Origin of the sequence: Lampropedia puyangensis, assembly GCF_004833285.1 — a bacterium.
GTDB classification, from domain to species: Bacteria; Pseudomonadota; Gammaproteobacteria; order Burkholderiales; family Burkholderiaceae_C; genus Lampropedia; species Lampropedia puyangensis.
Genome location: NZ_STFG01000021.1, coordinates 39039 through 57079, shown reverse-complemented (window position 1 = coordinate 57079; position 18041 = coordinate 39039). Strand labels below are relative to the sequence as shown.

General features: G+C 55.9%; 15 protein-coding genes. 11 read left to right on the top strand and 4 right to left on the bottom strand.

Annotated features, from left to right (window positions below; all coding sequences use genetic code 11):
- Window positions 1-266: 266 nt before the first annotated feature.
- The gene (locus E9531_RS14655; protein ID WP_136574516.1) at window positions 267-713 is read right to left on the bottom strand and encodes an RrF2 family transcriptional regulator; all 447 of its coding nucleotides are present in this window, start codon (window positions 711-713) and stop codon (window positions 267-269) included.
- A 413-nt stretch (window positions 714-1126) separates the two neighbouring features.
- Between E9531_RS14655 and E9531_RS14650 the strand changes: the two genes are divergently transcribed.
- The 6 genes from E9531_RS14650 to E9531_RS14625 all read left to right on the top strand — a co-directional run bounded on the left by E9531_RS14650 (window position 1127) and on the right by E9531_RS14625 (window position 6643).
- Entirely contained in the window at window positions 1127-1552 is a 426-nt protein-coding gene (locus E9531_RS14650; RefSeq protein WP_136574515.1) for a PAS domain-containing protein, read from the top strand.
- Window positions 1553-1579: 27 nt separating this feature from the next.
- On the top strand, window positions 1580-3181 hold the full coding sequence (locus E9531_RS14645) for a flavodoxin domain-containing protein (protein ID WP_136574514.1): 1602 nt from the start codon (window positions 1580-1582) through the stop codon (window positions 3179-3181).
- 75 nt (window positions 3182-3256) lie between these two features.
- Window positions 3257-3712: a group III truncated hemoglobin gene (locus E9531_RS14640; RefSeq protein WP_136574513.1), complete on the top strand. Its 456-nt coding sequence runs from the start codon at window positions 3257-3259 to the stop codon at window positions 3710-3712.
- Window positions 3709-4983, top strand: a complete 1275-nt coding sequence (locus tag E9531_RS14635; protein ID WP_136574512.1) for an NnrS family protein — start codon at window positions 3709-3711, stop codon at window positions 4981-4983. The genes E9531_RS14640 and E9531_RS14635 overlap by 4 nt, the downstream gene beginning before the upstream one ends.
- Window positions 4980-5423, top strand: a complete 444-nt coding sequence (locus E9531_RS14630; protein WP_425293597.1) for a CopD family copper resistance protein — start codon at window positions 4980-4982, stop codon at window positions 5421-5423. The genes E9531_RS14635 and E9531_RS14630 overlap by 4 nt, the downstream gene beginning before the upstream one ends.
- A 44-nt stretch (window positions 5424-5467) precedes the next feature.
- Window positions 5468-6643, top strand: a complete 1176-nt coding sequence (locus E9531_RS14625) for an HPP family protein (protein ID WP_136574511.1) — start codon at window positions 5468-5470, stop codon at window positions 6641-6643.
- Window positions 6644-6675: 32 nt separating this feature from the next.
- Here the strand turns inward: E9531_RS14625 and E9531_RS14620 are convergent, their stop codons facing one another.
- Window positions 6676-6924 (bottom strand): MoaD/ThiS family protein, encoded by a 249-nt coding sequence (locus E9531_RS14620; RefSeq protein ID WP_136574510.1) that lies wholly within the window; start codon window positions 6922-6924, stop codon window positions 6676-6678.
- 372 nt (window positions 6925-7296) lie between these two features.
- On the opposite strand from E9531_RS14620, the gene E9531_RS14615 reads away from it, so the two are divergent.
- From E9531_RS14615 to E9531_RS14600, 4 genes are all read left to right on the top strand, one after another.
- Entirely contained in the window at window positions 7297-8577 is a 1281-nt protein-coding gene (locus E9531_RS14615) for an MFS transporter (RefSeq protein WP_136574509.1), read from the top strand.
- A gap of 79 nt (window positions 8578-8656) precedes the next feature.
- Window positions 8657-10033: a NarK family nitrate/nitrite MFS transporter gene (locus tag E9531_RS14610; protein ID WP_136574508.1), complete on the top strand. Its 1377-nt coding sequence runs from the start codon at window positions 8657-8659 to the stop codon at window positions 10031-10033.
- A gap of 280 nt (window positions 10034-10313) precedes the next feature.
- Window positions 10314-10595: a DUF488 domain-containing protein gene (locus E9531_RS14605; protein WP_280177199.1), complete on the top strand. Its 282-nt coding sequence runs from the start codon at window positions 10314-10316 to the stop codon at window positions 10593-10595.
- 41 nt (window positions 10596-10636) lie between these two features.
- The gene (locus tag E9531_RS14600; RefSeq protein WP_136574507.1) at window positions 10637-11443 is read left to right on the top strand and encodes a sulfurtransferase; all 807 of its coding nucleotides are present in this window, start codon (window positions 10637-10639) and stop codon (window positions 11441-11443) included.
- Between the two features lie 126 nt (window positions 11444-11569).
- Here the strand turns inward: E9531_RS14600 and yjjJ are convergent, their stop codons facing one another.
- Entirely contained in the window at window positions 11570-12946 is a 1377-nt protein-coding gene (gene yjjJ / locus E9531_RS14595) for a type II toxin-antitoxin system HipA family toxin YjjJ (RefSeq protein ID WP_136574506.1), read from the bottom strand.
- Window positions 12947-13061: 115 nt separating this feature from the next.
- Window positions 13062-13790: a TIR domain-containing protein gene (locus E9531_RS14590; protein ID WP_158291802.1), complete on the bottom strand. Its 729-nt coding sequence runs from the start codon at window positions 13788-13790 to the stop codon at window positions 13062-13064.
- Between the two features lie 468 nt (window positions 13791-14258).
- Between E9531_RS14590 and E9531_RS14585 the strand changes: the two genes are divergently transcribed.
- Window positions 14259-18032: a nitrate reductase subunit alpha gene (locus tag E9531_RS14585; protein ID WP_136574504.1), complete on the top strand. Its 3774-nt coding sequence runs from the start codon at window positions 14259-14261 to the stop codon at window positions 18030-18032.
- Window positions 18033-18041: the final 9 nt, after the last annotated feature.

Below are 18041 nucleotides of genomic sequence, written 5' to 3'. Positions count from 1 at the left end.
TAGTCACATTTTGTTGAATGTCGCCTATCGGCCAGGAGCGAAAGTTCAGAAGAGGAAACTGAAGGTCTGTTTTGCAGCGCCTTGCGCCATTCGGCTGTTATCACCGTAATAATGCGTGCTAGGATGAACGTTGAGCACTGGCGAACTACAGGTTGAAAATGGTTTAGAGAATACTGGTCGATTCAAAGACCTTGCGACAACCGCACTCTGTGTCTCATAGGTGCTTTGTAGATGCCACTTGTTACACAAGTGCCATCTACATCTCATTAGACAATTTTGATGGGTAAGCCTATCGCTCCATTAGAGCCTTGATCCAATAAATCTTTAAATTTATATTGATCTAAGTGCAGAAAAAATGCCTGCAAAGCATTACTCAGAATTCCTTGTAAGCCGCAATTTCCGGTGAGGCGACATGGCCGTTCTGGGGCTGGATCTTTGAAGCAATCGACTAACGCGAAGTCATCTTCAAACGCTCGCACGATGTCGCCAAGTCGAACTTCCTTAGTGGTTGCCGCAAACCGAATCCCGCCGCCTTTGCCTCGAATGGTTTCAATAAAGCCTTTGCGACCAAGTTCATGGACCACCTTGATTAGGTGGTTTTCAGAGATATCGTAATGTTTGGCGATCTCGCCAATTGAAGCCAGTTTCTCTGGTTGTTTTGCCAGATACAAAAGGGTTCGCAAAGCATAGTCAGTTTTTAGGGTTAGTCGCATCGTAGGCTCGCAGTGTAGTTTTTCGCATAGTCGTCACAACGAAATACATATTAGGCAATCTTCTTAGAACGTGTTTAGGCATGCTCCATGCAGACAACGTTGGAGTCCAAAAGGTGCGATGCGTGGCAAAAACATAGTCTGACTACCTGCCCGGAAAGAATTTTCAATACAGCAGCACGCCTTTGGACTCCAACCTGAAGGGCCATGCGCTCTTTAGAGTCTTGCGCGGCTGTGTGTAGATCCTAAACAGGATCTCTCTCCAACTGATTCATACTATTTTATTTTTTAAATTTCAGAAATTCTTGAATTTATCTTAAAGATGCATATAGAATAAACCTTATGGATGTATAGGTCATTGAATCAGTACGTGAGCATGCATCCACAAATGTTCAAACACTTTTAAAGGAATAGCTATGAGCACATCGATCAGCAATGAGTTACTGTTGGGCGCACTTGAAAACGTGGCTGTGATTTCCACTACTGATCTTCAAGGCAATATCACTTACGCTAATGATTTGTTTTGCAAGCTCACAGGCTATGCCCGCGAAGAATTGATTGGGCAGCCTCACAGCATTGTTCGACACCCGTCAGTTCCCAAGGCTGTCTACAAAGATATGTGGGACACCATTAAAGCAGGGAATATTTGGACAGGAATTGTGCCGAACGTGGGGAAAGGTGGAGGGGTATATGTGGTCGATACCACAGTGCAACCACTGCGTGATGAAGCAGGCAACATCAACGCATATATCAGTATTCGCCGCGTCATCAACGACTTGATGGAAAACTTTGAAGCAGTCGAATTTTCTAAAGAGCAATTCGACGATTATTACGCCAACTAAACAGCCTGTTGACTGGGGAGAAAGTCGATGCCTGCTATTGCTCGACGCTTAGTGATTGGCTTTGGATCAGAGTCAGGCAATGCTCAGGCATTGGCGTACAGTTTGGCGTGCAATCCGCTTTGGAAGGATGCCACCGGTCCTGTGCATGAGTTGAATGCCTTGTCACTGTCTCAGATGGACAAGGAAGATCTACTGGTCATCGTATCCAGTTCATTCGGGGATGGCGAGCCACCAGCCAATGCAGAGCAGTTTTTAGCACGAGTGCAGCAGTCCGACGCTTTGCATGGGCTGCGGTATGTACTGTTTGGTCTGGGTGATACTGGTTACCCGAATTTTTGTGGCTTTACCAAACAGCTGGATGCGGCTTTGCAAGAGCGCGGTGCTCAGGCCTTGATTCCACGGGTTGACGCCGATACCGATTACGCCGATTTCTTTACCCAATGGCAAGCGGGTTTGATGCAGGTATGGCAGGGCCAGCTTGAGGCAGGTGCGCAGTTAATGCTGCGTGTGACCGCATATGGGGAAGATAACGCCTTTGCAGCGCCAGTGCTTGAGCGCAAATGCTTGAGCCTGCCAGCACCTGATGGCTGTGAGTCTGAATGTGCGGCGCACCATATTCGTCTGGACGTTCGTGGCAGCGGCATGGCGTGGCGGGCTGGCGACACTTTGCATGTTCTTGCCAAGAACGAGCCCCAATTGCTTGCGGCAATCGCTTGTTGGCTTGGTGACGCTGAAGCGATCCATGCCTTGCAAACAAAAGAGTTGCGGCTTATCAGCAAAACTGTATTGCGAGAGATTGCCGGCAAAACCGGGCATGTCACGCTTAAGGAATTGCTCAAATTCAGCAAGCGCAAAGAGTTAGATGCCTACCTTTTTGGTGCTGATATTCTGGACATATTGGAAGACTTCGCCACGCCAGGTCAAATCCATCTGGACGACTTGCTGCAATGGCTTTCACCACGGCTGCCACGCGCCTACTCAATTGCTTCGCCCGGTGCATCGGATTATCTGGACTTGTGCATTCGCGAAATTCGCCACTCACACCGGGATCGGCAGCGCAATGGCATGGCCACGCACTGGTTGCTCAACGCGACAGAGCCGATCCAGGTGTATTGCCGCAGCAATCCAGGTTTTCATCTGCCGCAAGATGTGCAAGCGCCGCTGATTTTGATTGGAACTGGCACAGGGATTGCGCCCTTGATTGGGCTTTTGCGTGAAATGCAAGCCAAAGGCCAACACAGAAGAGTGTGCTTGGTTTTTGGCGAAAAGCGCAGTAACCATGATTTTCTGTACCGTGAAGAACTGCAGGCGCTGCAAGCCTCTGCGGCACTGGAATGTCTGATTACTGCTTTCTCGCGCGATGGCGATTCGAAATACTATGTGCAGCATGCCATTGCCGAGCATGGTGAACAGCTCAGAGCACTGGTTGATAGTGGTGCCCACATTTATGTGTGTGGCAATAAAACGCACTTAGAAAAAGCCGTGGCAGGGGCCTTGAATGCGCTTTATGTGTCAGTGCTCAGCCAGGGTCCATCAGACCAGACCGTGCTGGATGAAACCGACAAGACGCCTGCAGTTCTTTGGCCGTCATTGCAAGCGCAAGGTCGTATTCACCAAGAGCTGTATTGATGTCGGTGCGCCCCATGCAGACTGTATGGCCTAACTGCATGGGACGCGCATACCAAAAACTCTTTGGAGTAAGCTATGTCGATACCCCCAGCACTGTGCACCGAAGCAGAAATTCAACAGCTGGTTGAGCAATTTTATGCCCGCGTGCGTGCTGATACCCATTTGGGGCCCATTTTTGAGGCGAACGTTCAAGACTGGGATGCCCATTTGCATCTGCTGCACCAGTTCTGGTCCAGCGTGTTGCTGCGCACTGGGCGTTTCACTGGCTCGCCCATGACCAAGCATGCGGAACTCAAAGGGTTGAGTGCCACTTTGTTTTCACAGTGGCTTGCTATTTTTGCGCAAGTTTGTGCGCAGCAAACCAATCAAGCCATGGCCACACAAGCGCTGGCCATGGCTGAGCGTATGGCTCAAAGCCTGTGGATGGGCTGGCAAATGCAGCGTACGGAACGCAAGCAACACAACGCGGATGATCAATCATTAGCTACTGAGCTGCCGCGTGTTGCTTCTACCAGCTTAGGAAACGCATGACCGAGTTGTTGCACATTCAAGAGCCGGCACCGCCGCGCCAAGCTGCGCCGCAGTGGCAGGCCTTCTGGTCTATGGGCTTTCGACCCTTGTACTTGCTCGCATGCCTGTGGTCAATGGGTTCTGTATTGGCCTGGGTGTTTGTCCCTGAACTCTTAGTCGGATGGATGCCCGGCGTGGTCTGGCATGCACACGAAATGATCTGGGGTTTTGTTGGCAGCATTGCGGTGGGTTTTTTGCTCACAGCTGCGGCGAATTGGACGGGAATCAACCCGGCACAAGGGCGATGGCTGATCTGTTTGACAGGGCTCTGGTGTATTGCCCGAGTCGGTTTTGTGCTGCCTGGTGCGTTTGCATTTGTGTTTGCTGCACTCAGTGAATGCCTGTTTTTTTGCTCTGCCGCATGGGCGATTGGGAGCACCATTGTGAAAACCCGCAGTCAGCGCAATTACGCCGTGATTGGCCTGATGTTGGTGCTTGCTGCCACAGATGCGGCCTACCTGCTGGCTGTATGGCAGCTTGATTACGAGGTGTGGAGCCGCAACATCCATGCAGGCATGTGGTGCATGGCCCTGATTGCAGTCCTCATCGGTCGCCGTGTTATTCCATTTTTTGCCAGTCGAGCGGTTGCGAATTTGCAGCTTCCTGTGCTGGAGCTTTCTGGTCACTTTCAAATTGCTGCAGGTGCTATTGCAATCGTTGCCACGTGGTTAGGTCAGCACATGGTGAGCGCCGCAGCCTTAGCCATAGTGGGCGGGCTGGCTTGTTGGCAAACCTGTTGCTGGCAACCATGGCGGGTATGGCACATACCACTACTGTGGGTCTTGTATGTCGGTTATGCGGCACTTGGGCTTGGTCTTTTGGTTTCAGCCGCGCATGCAATTGATTGGGTGCCAACAGCTGCTTGGCCATTGCATGTGATTGGTGTGCTCGGCTTTTCCGTAATGATCATCGGCATGGTCACCCGCACAGCGCTGGGGCATTTGGGCCGGCCATTGCGCACTGATCGGTCAATGGTGTTGACCTACAGCTTAGTGATCGCAGCCGGCGGGCTGCGTTTGTGGGCGTTGACCGGCTGGCCATTGAGCGAATGGGCGTTGCAAGCAGCTGCCATTGCATGGGCGCTGGCTTTTGGCACGTACTTATGGCGTTTTGCACCTTGGCTGATACGTCCGCGAGCTGATGCGCCGGGTGGCACGCCAGTGGCCCTTAATGTGCGCCTCGAACGTGTGTCGCACAAGCCTGCGACACCACCACAAAAAGGGGCGTCATGATGCATTACAACTGGGTCTTGGTGTTGCACTTGTTTGCGGCGATCGCTTTTGTGGGAACAGTTTTTGTCGAGGTGGTTTTGATTGAGGGGCTGCACAAACAGCTTTCCAAACCTCAGATGACAATGCTTGAGAGCGCCTTGGCCAACCGCAGTGTGCGTGTGATGCCTTGGGTGATTGGTTTGCTCTTTGGCACCGGTTTGACATTGGCGTGGTCCTATCGCGATGCATTGGCACAGCCATTGGCCAGCAGTTTTAGCATTTTGCTGGTTTGTAAAATCACGTTGGCACTAAGTGTGCTAACCCATATCGCCACAGCCATGTGGTGGCGACTGCATGGCCGCCTGAATGGGCAACGCTCTAGGCGTTTGCATTACAACGTTTTTGCCCATGTTGTGGTGATTGTGTTCTTGGCCAAGGCAATGTTTTTTGTGAGTTGGTAAAGGCCTAACTTGGCAAAGGTGGATTGGGAAGTGAGACCGTACGTATGATCAGCGCAACAAGCCGCAGCGCCACATGGGCGGCATTTATTAAAGCTTTTTGGCCTCAGACCCAACGTGTGGATGCACGCGAAAAGTGGCGCATCTGCATTGGTGCCTTCTTTGGTATTTTTATTGCAGGAATGGGGGCCTACCACTTCAGCCACGACCTGTTGGGCATGGGGGGGGTGCGCATGGCATGGCTGATTGCGCCTTTGGGGGCCAGTGCTGTATTGGTGTTTGCCGTGCCCAGTAGTCCATTGGCGCAGCCCTGGTCCGTCATTGGGGGCAATACGCTTTCGGCCTTGGTCGGTATTGCGTGCCTACGCTGGTTGCCTGATCCCATGATCGCTGCCGCCATGGCAGTCGCAGGCGCTATTGCCCTGATGTTCGCATTGCGTTGCCTGCACCCGCCCGGCGGTGCCTCGGCTTTATTGATGGTGCTCGCTGGTGTTGACCAGTTCGCCTATGCGTTGACGCCGGTTTTTGTCGACTCACTCCTGCTGGTATTGTCTGGGCTGGTGTATAACAACCTCAGTGGCAGGCCTTGGCCACATGCCCTTGGCGCTGCAGCGCCCCAGCCAGCCTTGTCATCGCGGTTTTCGCAAGCGGACTTGGATGCGGCTTTGCTACGCTATAACCAAGTGGTGGACATGAATGCCGATGATCTGGCCGATATATTGCGCCAAGCCGAAGCCAACGCGTACCAACGTACCTTAGGTGAATGGAGCTGTGCTGATGTGATGACTACTGAGCCGCATCTAGTGCCAGAAACCATGCCGCTGCACAAGGCTTGGGGCGTGATGCGGGGCTTTCGAATCAAGGCACTACCGGTATTGGATGGGCAACAACGTTTAGTTGGCATAGTCACCACAGCCGACTTCATGAAGCAGATTGATCTGGATGCGCATGAAGGTGTTGCATGGCGTCTGCGTAGTTTGCTGCGCCGTGGCATACGTGGTCGTAATCCGAAAACCGTGGGCGATATCATGAGCAAAAACGTGCAAACGGCACAGCAAGACCAGCCTTTGGTTGATGCCATTCCGATTTTCACGGCACACAACCACCGTCACATGCCTATTGTTGATGGCGAGGGCAGGGTTGTTGGCATGCTCACTCAATCCGATTTAGTCAAAGCTTTGCATCAAACGTGTGCAGGCTTGCCTTCCAAAACCAAGCTGTAAGTAGTCTAAGTTTGGCACTTAACGTTTGTGCCTCAGCCGCCAGTGACGGGAGGAAGAATGGCCACATGATCGCCTGATTTAATAGCGACAGAGTGGTGCAGCAGTTGCTGGTTGATGGCCATTTTGAAGATACGCTCTGGTGCCAAAGCTTGTTCCCAGTCAGGGTTGCGGGCTCTTAATTGCGCCAGTAGTTCGTCGCTGGTACCTCCAGTCCAGGCGAGTTGCTCCTCTCCGCTGGGGAGCAGTTGTTTGAGGTTTCCGAAGTACGTGATGGTGATCATGGTGTGCACTTAAGATGCAATACAGAGCCGCAGCACATGCGGCCCGCCAATGCACGATGGTGCAGGAATCCTGCCGCGGTAGCTATTGCCCAGACTGGCTAGTTACTCAGCGCAGCAGCGTTTTCATCATCAATGGGGCAAATTTCAGCGTGGTCGTGACTGCTTTTATAAGAAGGTATGCAGACATGCACCAGCAAGAGCTAACAGCAGAACCCAGCATGCCGCATCAGTTAGGGTTTCATAGCCACTAAATAGAGCGCTAACTTGAGCAGTGACTAGACACTTTGCTGCAGCGGCGTTGTGCTTCCGGGCAATAGGCGGCAACAGGCTTGAGGCCTACCCTGACAGGGCATTACAAACCGAGGTCGCTGTATGCCCGTTACGCATGAAAAAAACAACCCTTCTGCTGCTACTGCCACGCGAGTGCTGGCTGCCAGCACCGTGGCTTTTACCGTCTGCTTTATGGTGTGGATGGTGTTTGCCGTTATCGGCATTCCAATCAAAAACCAGTTGGGTTTATCTGAAACCCAGTTTGGCCTGCTGGCGGCCATGCCAGTGCTGTCTGGCTCCCTGATTCGCGTGCCGCTGGGTATTTGGACGGATCGCTTCGGCGGCCAGCAGGTGTTCTTTGCGCTGCTATTGCTCTCGGTCGTGCCGGTGTGGTTGCTCGCTTATGCCACGCAGTATTGGCAGTTTTTGGTGCTGGGTTTGTGTCTGGGGCTGGTGGGCGGCTCATTCTCCGTGGGTACGCCTTATGTAGCTCGCTGGTTCTCAAATGAGCGCAAGGGCTTGGCCATGGGCGTGTTTGGCGCAGGCAATTCTGGCTCAGCGCTGACCAAGTTCATTGCTCCAACCTTGATGGCAGCTGCGGGGGGCTCTTGGGTGATTGTGCCCAAGGTTTATGCTGTGGTGTTGCTCGCCACCGCCATTGTGTTTTGGTTTTTTTCAGCCAGTCGACCTGAACATCTGGTGCACAGCGAAACGCGCTTTGTGGATCAACTCGCGCTGCTCAAAGATCGGCGCGTGTTGCGCTACTGCCAGTACTACTCGGTGGTGTTTGGTGGCTACGTGGCCTTGGCGCTGTGGATGACCAAGTACTACATCGGCGAGTACGGCTTTAGCATGGAGTTAGCTGCGTTGCTGGCTGCGTGCTTCTCGCTGCCTGGCGGCGTGCTGCGCGCAGTGGGCGGATGGATCTCTGACCGCTATGGCGCTTTCAAAACCACTTGGTGGGTGATGTGGGTGTGCTGGGTGTGCTTTTTCTTGCTCAGCTATCCGCCCACGGCGTTCACGGTGCAAGGCGTGCAAGGGCCACTGCAGTTTTCACTGGGGCTTAACGCCTGGGCCTTTACCGCGCTGCTGTTCATCGTCGGGATTGCGATGGCCGTTGGCAAAGCCTCGGTCTTCAAGTTCATTGCCAATGAGTTCCCGGACAACATTGGCGCCGTCTCCGGCATCGTTGGCTTGGCCGGGGGCATGGGCGGCTTCTTGTTGCCGATCTTGTTTGGCGTGCTGCTCGATATCACCGGCGTGCGCAGCAGTTGCTTCATGTTGCTGTATGGCGCGGTGTGTATCTCACTGATTTGCATGCACTTTAGTTTCCGCCAACCCGCACCTGCTGCTTTGCCTCAAGGCGCAGCGCCTGCGCATTGAGGGGCAGGGTGGGCGCTGCCGTCCCGCCGTGCCCATCGCGCCCCGCGTTTGTTCATTTTGTTTGATAAGAGAGCTTCTTATGTCCTCCGTCCTCACCCGTTGGGAGCCTGAAAACGAGCGTTTCTGGCAGGAATCGGGCCACCACGTGGCCAACCGCAATTTGTGGATTTCCATCCCCGCGCTGACGCTGTCCTTTGCCATTTGGATGCTGTGGAGCGTGGTCGTCGTCAACCTTGACGCCGCCGGTTTTCACTTCTCCAAAAACCAACTGCTGTGGCTGACCGCCATGCCTGCGCTCTCTGGCGCCACGCTGCGTGTGTTCTATTCCTTCTTGGTGCCGGTGTTTGGTGGGCGGCGCTTTACCGCCATCTCTACCGCCTCGTTGCTGATCCCCGCCATCGGCATGGGCGTGGCGTTGCGAGATCCTGCCACCAGCTACCCAACCTTGTTGGTGCTGGCGCTACTGTGCGGTTTGGGCGGGGGCAACTTCAGCTCCAGCATGGCCAACATCAGCTACTTTTTTCCCAAAAACAAAAAAGGCATGGCCACCGGCTTGAATGCCGGTATCGGCAACCTCGGCGTATCGCTGGTGCAGTTTGTGGTGCCCTTGGTCATTGGCGTGGGCCTGTTTGGCGCGCTCGGCGGTGAGGGCCAAACCTCACCAACCACTGGGCAAACTATTTGGCTGCAAAACGCAGGCTTCATCTGGGTGCTGCCGATTGTGGTCACTGCCGTGGCCGCATGGTTTGGCATGAACGACATTGCCGATGCCAAAGCCTCTTTCGTCGATCAGGCCGTGATCTTCAAGCGCGCACACAACTGGCTGATGTGCTGGTTGTATGTGGGCACGTTCGGCTCCTTCATTGGCTTCTCGGCAGGTTTTGCTTTGTTGATCAAGATTTTGTTCCCCGAGGTCAATGCCATGCACTACGCCTTCATTGGCCCCTTGGTTGGCTCGCTGACCCGCGCAGGCGGCGGTTGGCTGTCTGACAAACTGGGCGGCGCCCGCGTGACGAACTGGGTGTTCGTTGGCATGGTGGCCGGCGTAATTGCGCTGCTGCAATTTCTGCCAGGCCAAGGCAGCGCCGGAAGCTTTAACGGCGTGTTGTACTCCTTCATCGCGTTGTTTGCTTTTAGCGGCGTGGGCAATGCCTCGACCTTTCGCATGATCCCACTGATCTTCCTGCAACAACGTACCGATGCTGCACAAGGCAAGGGCGAAGCCGCACTCAAACAGGCCCAAGCACAAGCCACACGCGAATCGGCCGCCGTGCTGGGCTTTGCCGGCGCCATCGGCGCGTACGGCGGCTTCTTCATCCCGCGCAGCTTCGGCACCTCTTTGGATGCCACCGGCAGCGTCAACGCCGCGCTGTACTGCTTTATCGCCTTTTACCTGTCTTGCATGGTGATTACCTGGTGGTACTACGCCCGCCGCAATGCGCCGTATCCTTGCTGATCTTTGCCAACCCTTATTGATGGGCTGAGGCGGTGAAGGGGTGGCGCCGCCTTCGTCAACAACATCAACACCGATGGCGAGGCACCAATGCCGCAGTTTGTCCTCGTGCGCTCGGCAAACCCAGCAACGGGGTGCCACAATCGGATCGCAAAGGAGGGCGCTGACCATGCCACACCCGGTTCATCACGGCATTCACCCCATCACCATCAAGCGTGCCTACGAGGTCGCCAGCGCCAGCGATGGCGCGCGCATCTTGGTCGATCGGCTTTAGCCCCGTGGGCTGAGCAAAGCCCAAGCGCATTTGAACCTATGGTGCAAAGACATTGCCCCCAGCTCCGAATTGCGCAAGTGGTTTGACCACCGCGCCGAGCGCTTTGCCGCCTTCAGCGAGGAATACCGCCAAGAGTTAGAAGGTGATCAAGCTGACCTGCTGGAGTTGCAGCCCTACCTGCAAGCCGGGCCCGTGAGCCTGATCTACGCCGCGCGTGATTCTGCGATCAACCACGCCAGAGTGTTGCAAGCGTGGTTGTTGCTGCGGAGATTTGAGCTTTCAAGCCTTTGAGCACGTGCTAAAAATGTGTTTACGATTTAACATTACGGGCTATGACAACACCTGCTGTGCTCAATATTGCGTCGTACCTATTCACACAAATAGACGACCGTGAAAACCTGCAACCCTTGCTGCGCGAGCGTGCCGAGGCCGCTGGCCTGCGTGGCTCCATCTTGCTGGCGCCCGAGGGCATCAATATGTTTTTGGCGGGCGCGCCCCAACCACTGCGCGACTTTCTGGATGCGCTGCGCGCCGATGATCGCTTTGCCGCGCTCGAGGCCAAAGAGAGCTGGTCACACATCCAACCGTTTCGCCGCTTGATCGTCAAGCTCAAAAACGAAATCATCCGCATGAACCACCCCACCATTCGCCCAGTCGCCGGGCGCGCGCCGGCGGTTGATGCGCCTACGCTGCGCCGCTGGCTCGACCAAGGCCACGACGATGCAGGCAAGCCGGTGGTGATGCTTGATACGCGCAATGCATTTGAGGCAGATTACGGCAGCTTTGATAACGCCATCGACTGGCGCATCAGCAAGTTCACCGAGTTTCCCGACGCGGTTCAAGCGCACAAGAGCGAGCTAGAAGGCAAAACCGTGGTGAGCTTTTGCACGGGCGGCATACGCTGCGAGAAGGCGGCCATCTTGATGCACGACATGGGCCTGACGAATGTTTTGCAGCTCGACGGCGGCATTCTCAAATACTTCGAGCAAGAAGGCGGCGCGCATTACAGTGGCGAGTGTTTTGTGTTTGACGGCCGCGAGGCTTTGGCGCCCGATCTGAGCGCGCGCTCCAACGAACGCAGCGCCCGTGCGTGTGACGACGGACAACTTGTGCAAAAAAAACATCGGCTTCAAGCCTAGGTCGAGTAGGCGCCGTGCAACGCATTACCCGCGATGGCACTTGCGGCTTAAGTGCGTAGGGTAGGTAACTTGTTACCCTCCTTACCTTGCTGACCCCGATCTCGCTTGCGCCACGCGCTGCATTTTTCAAGCCAACTTGCGAATCTGCTGCTCGGCTTGTTTCACATGTTCTGTTAACGCCTGCAGGCACGGCGAAAAGCGTGGGCTCCATGTGCTTGTCGTGTACAACTTGGCGACGAAGCTTTGCGCCAGCGCCAAAGCTTGGTGCCAGTGCACGTGGGGAATGTCGGCACGCAGTTGCAGGGCGGGCAGGGCATCGGGCAGGCCACCGCCGCTGCGGGGCGCGAAGGCCATGGGCGACATGTCGTAAGCTGGAGCGAGCTCGTAGGGGCGGCCTTGGTCGGTCAAAAAAGAGAGGTTGCCGCCGTGCATATCTGTGTTGCCAATCAAGCTGCCAAAGGCCCACAGCAAAGTCGCCGTACTGGCCGCTTGCGGCGTGATGGTTTTGCTTTTGGCCAAGGCTTGGCAGACGCCGGGCCAACCCAAAGTGATGTTGCCGACAAACTCCGCATCCAACGCAGCCAGAGAGATCAATCCGTGGCGGCCTTCACTGGGGGTGCGGTCAAAGCGCTGCACCTCTAAAAATGCTTGTTCAGGCGTGTGCAACCACTGGCTTTGCGCAGCAGCCACGCCGCTCTCGGCCAAGGTTTGCAGCGCCAAGTGCTCGCACAACAGCACATCGCGCCAGCGTTCGGCCACCGCGCCGCCATCGCGCTCGGTGAACTTCACCAGCACATGCTGGGCGCTGACTTCGCCCCTCTCTGCGCGGTCGCTCAGCGCTGTGTGCACCCACGCGTAGGCGGTGAACTTGGGCTGCTCCCCCCCAGCGGAAGAGCCCGGCAACTCACCCGCGCTGGCCGCTTGCGCCAACGCGGCATACGCTGTGGTTTTGCCCTCTAGCGCAATGGCGGGCGGCAGGCGTTGCGCTAAAAACTGCTGGCGCGCTTGCTCGCCCAACAGCAAGTTGCCGGGGTGATCGGCCCCCAGCATCAGCAGCGCCTGCAAGGTTTGGCGATCGCTCCACTGCGCAATACGCGGTGGCAACTGCAGTGCCTGGGCATGGCGCTGCGCCCAAGCACGGCCCAAATAGCCTTGCGGGCGCATATCCAGCAACCACCACGGCAAGCCATCGCTGTGCAGGCTGCGGCCATCGGCTTGCCGCATCACAAAGCCCTCAGGCATTACCGCCATCAAATGCCCCAGCAGTGCCACGCACCCCTGCGGATCCACGCGGTACACCGCAACATCGGGCACACCCCGCGCCGCATCGCGCAGCGCATAGTGAATAGATCGCGCAGCACCAAAACGCAACACCTCGTCGCCCATTTGCTGCAAAGCACGTGACAGCGTGGGTTGGCTAATGCCAATCACATCAATCAGTTGCGCGGCATTGGCAGGGCTTGAACGCAGTTGTTGGCGAATGAGGGTGGGGTAATTTTGCACCGAAGTGAATGGATGAGTGAATAGATACTTGAATGAATCATAGCATCATCCATCACAAGCAGGCGGTGCGTAGGGTGGGCAACTGGTTACCCACCCTACCTTGCTGAGTTAGATGTCACCAGTTCTTTCCTGGCGCGTCGACGAAGAGAATAGTTTGTTCGCCCTGCTGCGAAGGCACGTAGTCCCAGCGGCGAGCGATCTCAATGATGTACTTTTTCGTCGAGCCCGGCGGAAGCTTGAGTTCTCTGTCTGTGTCTGCGAAACGGATAACTTCAGTGTTGAGCGTCGCTGGACGGCTGCCCATCCATGACTGGAGAAGTGCTTTTATGTCACCTTCGGTGAGATCCGGCGTGTTGTCTGAGTCCGGGTCGCTAACGCTTGGCTTTTTTGCCAAGTTCTTTATTTGACGTGCAATCTTGGTAGCGGCTGGCCCAAGCGCTGCAACAAGATTCTTGTCTTGACGATTCGACTCGTACAAAGCGGGTGTAATGCCAAGCAGATCAGATGGAAGGTGAATGTTCTCCTCGCTGCCGCGAGGGATGGCGATGAAACAACGCTCGCGCCCAAGCTTGCCAATGAATAAACCTAGCTCAAAAACGACGTTGTCGCGTACCGCAAGTTTCTCTACTCCGCGAATGTTAACAACATCTTGCGGCGTAAACATAAATACACCGAAGTCTGAAGACTCCAGCGCTTCAAGAAGGGACTCGATGTTGTATCTGGAGAGCTTAAAGACGTCTTGACTCCACACAGTTACCTCAGCGACGTGCTCTAAGCTTTCTTGCATCGCGGACGCAAGGTCGAGTGATTCGCTTGAAGAAGCAATGAACAAAGCGGGCTTCACCGATCTCTCCTGTGACATCTAACTCTAAATAGACGACATCCCGCTGATTGCGGATAGTCGGATAAAACTGCAATGTGCACATCACTTCAAATGTAAGAGGGATGTACAAGCATCTTGCAGAACCATAAAAAAGGCGAGCGAGCAGCGCGGTCTGCAACTTATACAAGCGACAAGCGCTTACGCCACCACAATCGTTTGACATTATCACCACCTTTGAGGCGAGCCGTTACAAAACACCAAATCAGACATCCTCGCCAACAAAGGGCCCTTGATGCAAGCCTCAAACCTTGCCCCCCACTCCAAACTATCTAGTCACTCTGACTCCCCCAACCCCTGCCTCTGACCAATAGCGCGGGGGCGTGTGAATTTCTACAGTGTGGTCACGACGTTCGAGTCGTCCACAGGGACGGTTTTGATGCTGTCCCTTACGCCGCAGTTGCTTTTGCGGTGACCCACGGAGAAATCACAATGAGCCACTTTTTAGACCGACTGAAGTTCATGTCCAAGGTGCAAAGCACCTACTCGGACGGGCATGGCGCGGTTGTCAATGAAGACCGCAGCTGGGAGCACGCCTACCGCTCGCGCTGGAGCCATGACAAGATCGTGCGCTCTACCCACGGGGTCAATTGCACGGGCTCTTGCTCGTGGAAGATTTATGTCAAAAACGGTTTGATCACTTGGGAGACCCAGCAAACCGATTACCCACGCACCCGCGCGGATTTGCCCAACCACGAGCCACGCGGCTGCCCACGCGGCGCCTCGTACAGCTGGTACGTTTATTCCGCCCAGCGCATCAAGTACCCAATGGTGCGCGGGCGCTTGATGAAGATGTGGCAAGAGGCGCGCCAAACGATGGACCCGATTGCCGCTTGGAAGTCCATCAGCCAAGACCCAGAGAAAGCACTGCGCTACAAATCCGTGCGCGGCTTGGGCGGCTTTGTGCGCGCCGATTGGGATACCGCTACCGAGATGATTGCGGCGGCCAATGCTTTTACGATTGATCAGTTTGGGCCAGACCGCGTCGTCGGCTTCTCGCCGATTCCGGCAATGTCGATGGTCAGCTATGCGGCGGGCGCGCGTTATTTGAGTTTGATTGGCGGTGGCTGCCTGAGCTTTTACGACTGGTACTGCGATTTGCCACCGGCCAGCCCACAGGTGTGGGGCGAGCAAACCGATGTGCCCGAATCGGCCGATTGGTACAACTCCACCTACTTGATGGTGTGGGGCTCTAACGTGCCGCAAACCCGCACGCCTGATGCCCACTTCTACACCGAGGTGCGCTACAAGGGCACCAAGACCGTGGCGGTTTCCAGCGATTTTGGTGAGATGGTCAAGTTTGGCGATATTTGGCTGGCGCCCAAGCAAGGCACCGATGCCGCGCTGGCGATGGCCATGGGCCATGTGATTTTGAAGGAGTTCCATTTAGAGAACCCTTCTGACTACTTTGTCGATTACTGCAAGCGCCTGACCGACATGCCCATGCTGGTGATGCTCGATGCGCGCGATGGCCACCATGTGCCCGGCGCGTTCTTGCGTGCCTCGCATTTGGATGGCGCTTTGGGCCAGCAAAACAACCCCGATTGGAAGACACTGCTGATCGACCAAACCACCGGCGAGCTGGTGGTGCCCAATGGCACGATTGGCCTGCGTTGGGGCGAAGGCAAAGTGGACGATGGCGCCAAAGTAGGGCGCTGGAATTTGGAAGCCCGCGATGCTGGCACCGGCCGTGAAGTGGATGCATTGCTTTCTTTGGCCGATGCCCACGATGGCGTCACCGGCGTAGCCTTCCCGTACTTTGGCGGTGAGCAAGGCGATGTGCTGGTGCGCAATGTGCCAGTCAAATGCCTGCGCTTGGCCGATGGCAGCGAGGCCTTGGTGGCCACCGTGTACGACTTGCAAATGGCCAACTACGGCATTGACCGCGGCTTTGGCGGCGGCAATGTGGCGGCCAGCTATGAAGAAGATGTGCCTTACACCCCCGCATGGCAAGAAAAGCACACAACCGTGCCACCGCATTTGGTGGTGCAAGTGGCGCGTGAGTTTGCGCAAAATGCGCACGACACACACGGCAAATCCATGGTGATCGTGGGCGCGGCGCTGAACCACTGGTACCACATGGACATGACCTACCGCGGCATCATCAACATGCTGATGATGTGCGGCTGTATTGGCCAAAGTGGCGGCGGCTGGTCGCACTATGTGGGCCAAGAAAAGCTGCGCCCGCAATTTGGTTGGGCACCACTGGCCTTTGGCCTGGATTGGAGCCGCCCACCACGCCAGATGAACGGCACCTCGTTCTTCTACGCGCACAGCGGCCAATACCGTTATGAAAAGCTGAGCGTGGGCGAAATCCTCTCGCCAACGGCCGATGCCAGCCGCTACGACGGCCTGAGCATGATCGACTTGAACGCCCGCTCTGAGCGCATGGGCTGGCTGCCTTCGCTGCCGCAGCTGCAAACCAACCCGCTGCATGTGGCGGCTCAGGCCGATGCGCTGGGCATCAACCCCGCCGAATACGCGGCCGAACAATTGCGCAGCGGCAAGCTGAGCATGAGCTGTGATGACCCTGAGAACCCCGCCAACTTCCCGCGCAATATGTTTGTGTGGCGCTCGAACATTCTGGGCTCCAGCGGTAAAGGGCATGAGTATTTCTTGAAGTACTTCTTGGGCACGCAAAACGCGGTGCTCGGCAGTGACCAAGACAGCATTCACCCCAGCGAAGTGCAGTGGCGCGATCAGGCCGGTGAAGGCAAGCTGGACTTGATCACGGTGCTAGATTTCCGCATGAGCACCACCTGCTTGTATGGCGACATCGTGCTGCCAACGGCTACTTGGTACGAGAAGGACGATATGAACACGTCCGACATGCACCCCTTCATTCATCCCCTCTCAGAGGCGGTCAACCCGCTGTGGGAGAGCAAGACCGATTGGGAAATCTACAAACTCATTGCCAAGCGTTTGAGCGAAATTGGCGGGCCATTCCTCGGCACCCGCAAAGACATTGTGCTGACCCCGCTGCTGCACGACACCCCCGGTGAATTGGGCCAAGCCTTTGAGCCCAAAGACTGGAAGAAGGGCGAGTGCGAGCTGATCCCCGGCAAAACCGCACCGAACATGACGGTGGTGGAGCGCAACTACGCCGATATCTACAAGAAGTTCACCTCCGTGGGCCCGCTGCTGGACAAGCTGGGCAATGGCGGCAAAGGCATCAATTGGGATACCAAGGGCGAAGTGCATGAAATGGGCCACATCAGCAAGCTGGTGACCGAAGAAGGTGTGAGCAAAGGCCGCCCCCGTTTGGACAGCGCCATTGATGCCGCTGAGATGATTCTGAACTTTGCACCTGAGACTAATGGCCATGTCTCCGTCAAAGCATGGGAGGCGCTGGGCAAGATCACCGGGCGCGACCACACGCATTTGGCCTTGGGGCGTGAGCACGACAAGATTCGCTTTCGCGATATCCAAGCGCAGCCGCGCAAGATCATCTCGGCACCGACTTGGTCGGGCCTGGAGAGCGAAGAAGTCAGCTACAACGCCTGCTACACCAATGTGCATGAGCTGATCCCTTGGCGCACCATCACCGGCCGCCAGCAGTTCTACCAAGACCACCAATGGATGCTGGATTTTGGCGAGGGCTTCTGCGTCTACAAACCCGCCATTGACACCAAAACCGTCGCGCCCATGCTGGGCAAACACGGCAATGGCGAGGTGGAGCTGGCGCTGAACTTCCTCACCCCGCACCAGAAGTGGGGCATCCACAGCACCTATTCCGACAACCTGCGCATGCTGGCGCTCTCACGGGGTGGCCCGCACGTGTGGATCTCGGAAGTGGATGCGAAGAAGGCCGGTTTGGTCGACAACGATTGGATCGAGGTCTTCAACGTCAACGGCACGCTGACAGCGCGCGCCATCGTCAGCCAACGCATTCCGCAAGGCATGTGCTTGATGCCGCATGCGCAAGAAAAAATCGTGCACACACCGGGCGCAGAAGTCAGCGGCAAACGCGGCGGCATCCACAACTCGGTCACCCGCACGGTGCTCAAGCCCACCCACATGATTGGTGGCTACGCGCAACTGGCCTGGGGCTTTAACTACTACGGCACGGTGGGCAGCAACCGCGATGAATTTGTGGTGCTGCGCAAGATGAAGAAGGTCGATTGGCTGGAAGGCCCGCTCGACCAAGCCGCCCACGATGCTGAGCAAGACCGCCTGGCCGCGCAAGCTGCCGCGCTGAACAAATAGAGAACGGAG

What these genes read in the sequence shown, in the direction of transcription:
- E9531_RS14630 (WP_425293597.1), top strand. Translation starts at nt 4,980, where the DNA reads ATGATGCATTACAACTGGGTCTTGGTGTTGCACTTGTTTGCGGCGATC.
- E9531_RS14650 (WP_136574515.1), top strand. Translation starts at nt 1,127, where the DNA reads ATGAGCACATCGATCAGCAATGAGTTACTGTTGGGCGCACTTGAAAAC.
- E9531_RS14585 (WP_136574504.1), top strand. Translation starts at nt 14,259, where the DNA reads ATGAGCCACTTTTTAGACCGACTGAAGTTCATGTCCAAGGTGCAAAGC.
- E9531_RS14610 (WP_136574508.1), top strand. Translation starts at nt 8,657, where the DNA reads ATGTCCTCCGTCCTCACCCGTTGGGAGCCTGAAAACGAGCGTTTCTGG.
- E9531_RS14635 (WP_136574512.1), top strand. Translation starts at nt 3,709, where the DNA reads ATGACCGAGTTGTTGCACATTCAAGAGCCGGCACCGCCGCGCCAAGCT.
- E9531_RS14600 (WP_136574507.1), top strand. Translation starts at nt 10,637, where the DNA reads ATGACAACACCTGCTGTGCTCAATATTGCGTCGTACCTATTCACACAA.
- E9531_RS14640 (WP_136574513.1), top strand. Translation starts at nt 3,257, where the DNA reads ATGTCGATACCCCCAGCACTGTGCACCGAAGCAGAAATTCAACAGCTG.
- E9531_RS14625 (WP_136574511.1), top strand. Translation starts at nt 5,468, where the DNA reads ATGATCAGCGCAACAAGCCGCAGCGCCACATGGGCGGCATTTATTAAA.
- E9531_RS14645 (WP_136574514.1), top strand. Translation starts at nt 1,580, where the DNA reads ATGCCTGCTATTGCTCGACGCTTAGTGATTGGCTTTGGATCAGAGTCA.
- E9531_RS14620 (WP_136574510.1), bottom strand. Translation starts at nt 6,924, where the DNA reads ATGATCACCATCACGTACTTCGGAAACCTCAAACAACTGCTCCCCAGC.
- E9531_RS14655 (WP_136574516.1), bottom strand. Translation starts at nt 713, where the DNA reads ATGCGACTAACCCTAAAAACTGACTATGCTTTGCGAACCCTTTTGTAT.
- E9531_RS14615 (WP_136574509.1), top strand. Translation starts at nt 7,297, where the DNA reads ATGCCCGTTACGCATGAAAAAAACAACCCTTCTGCTGCTACTGCCACG.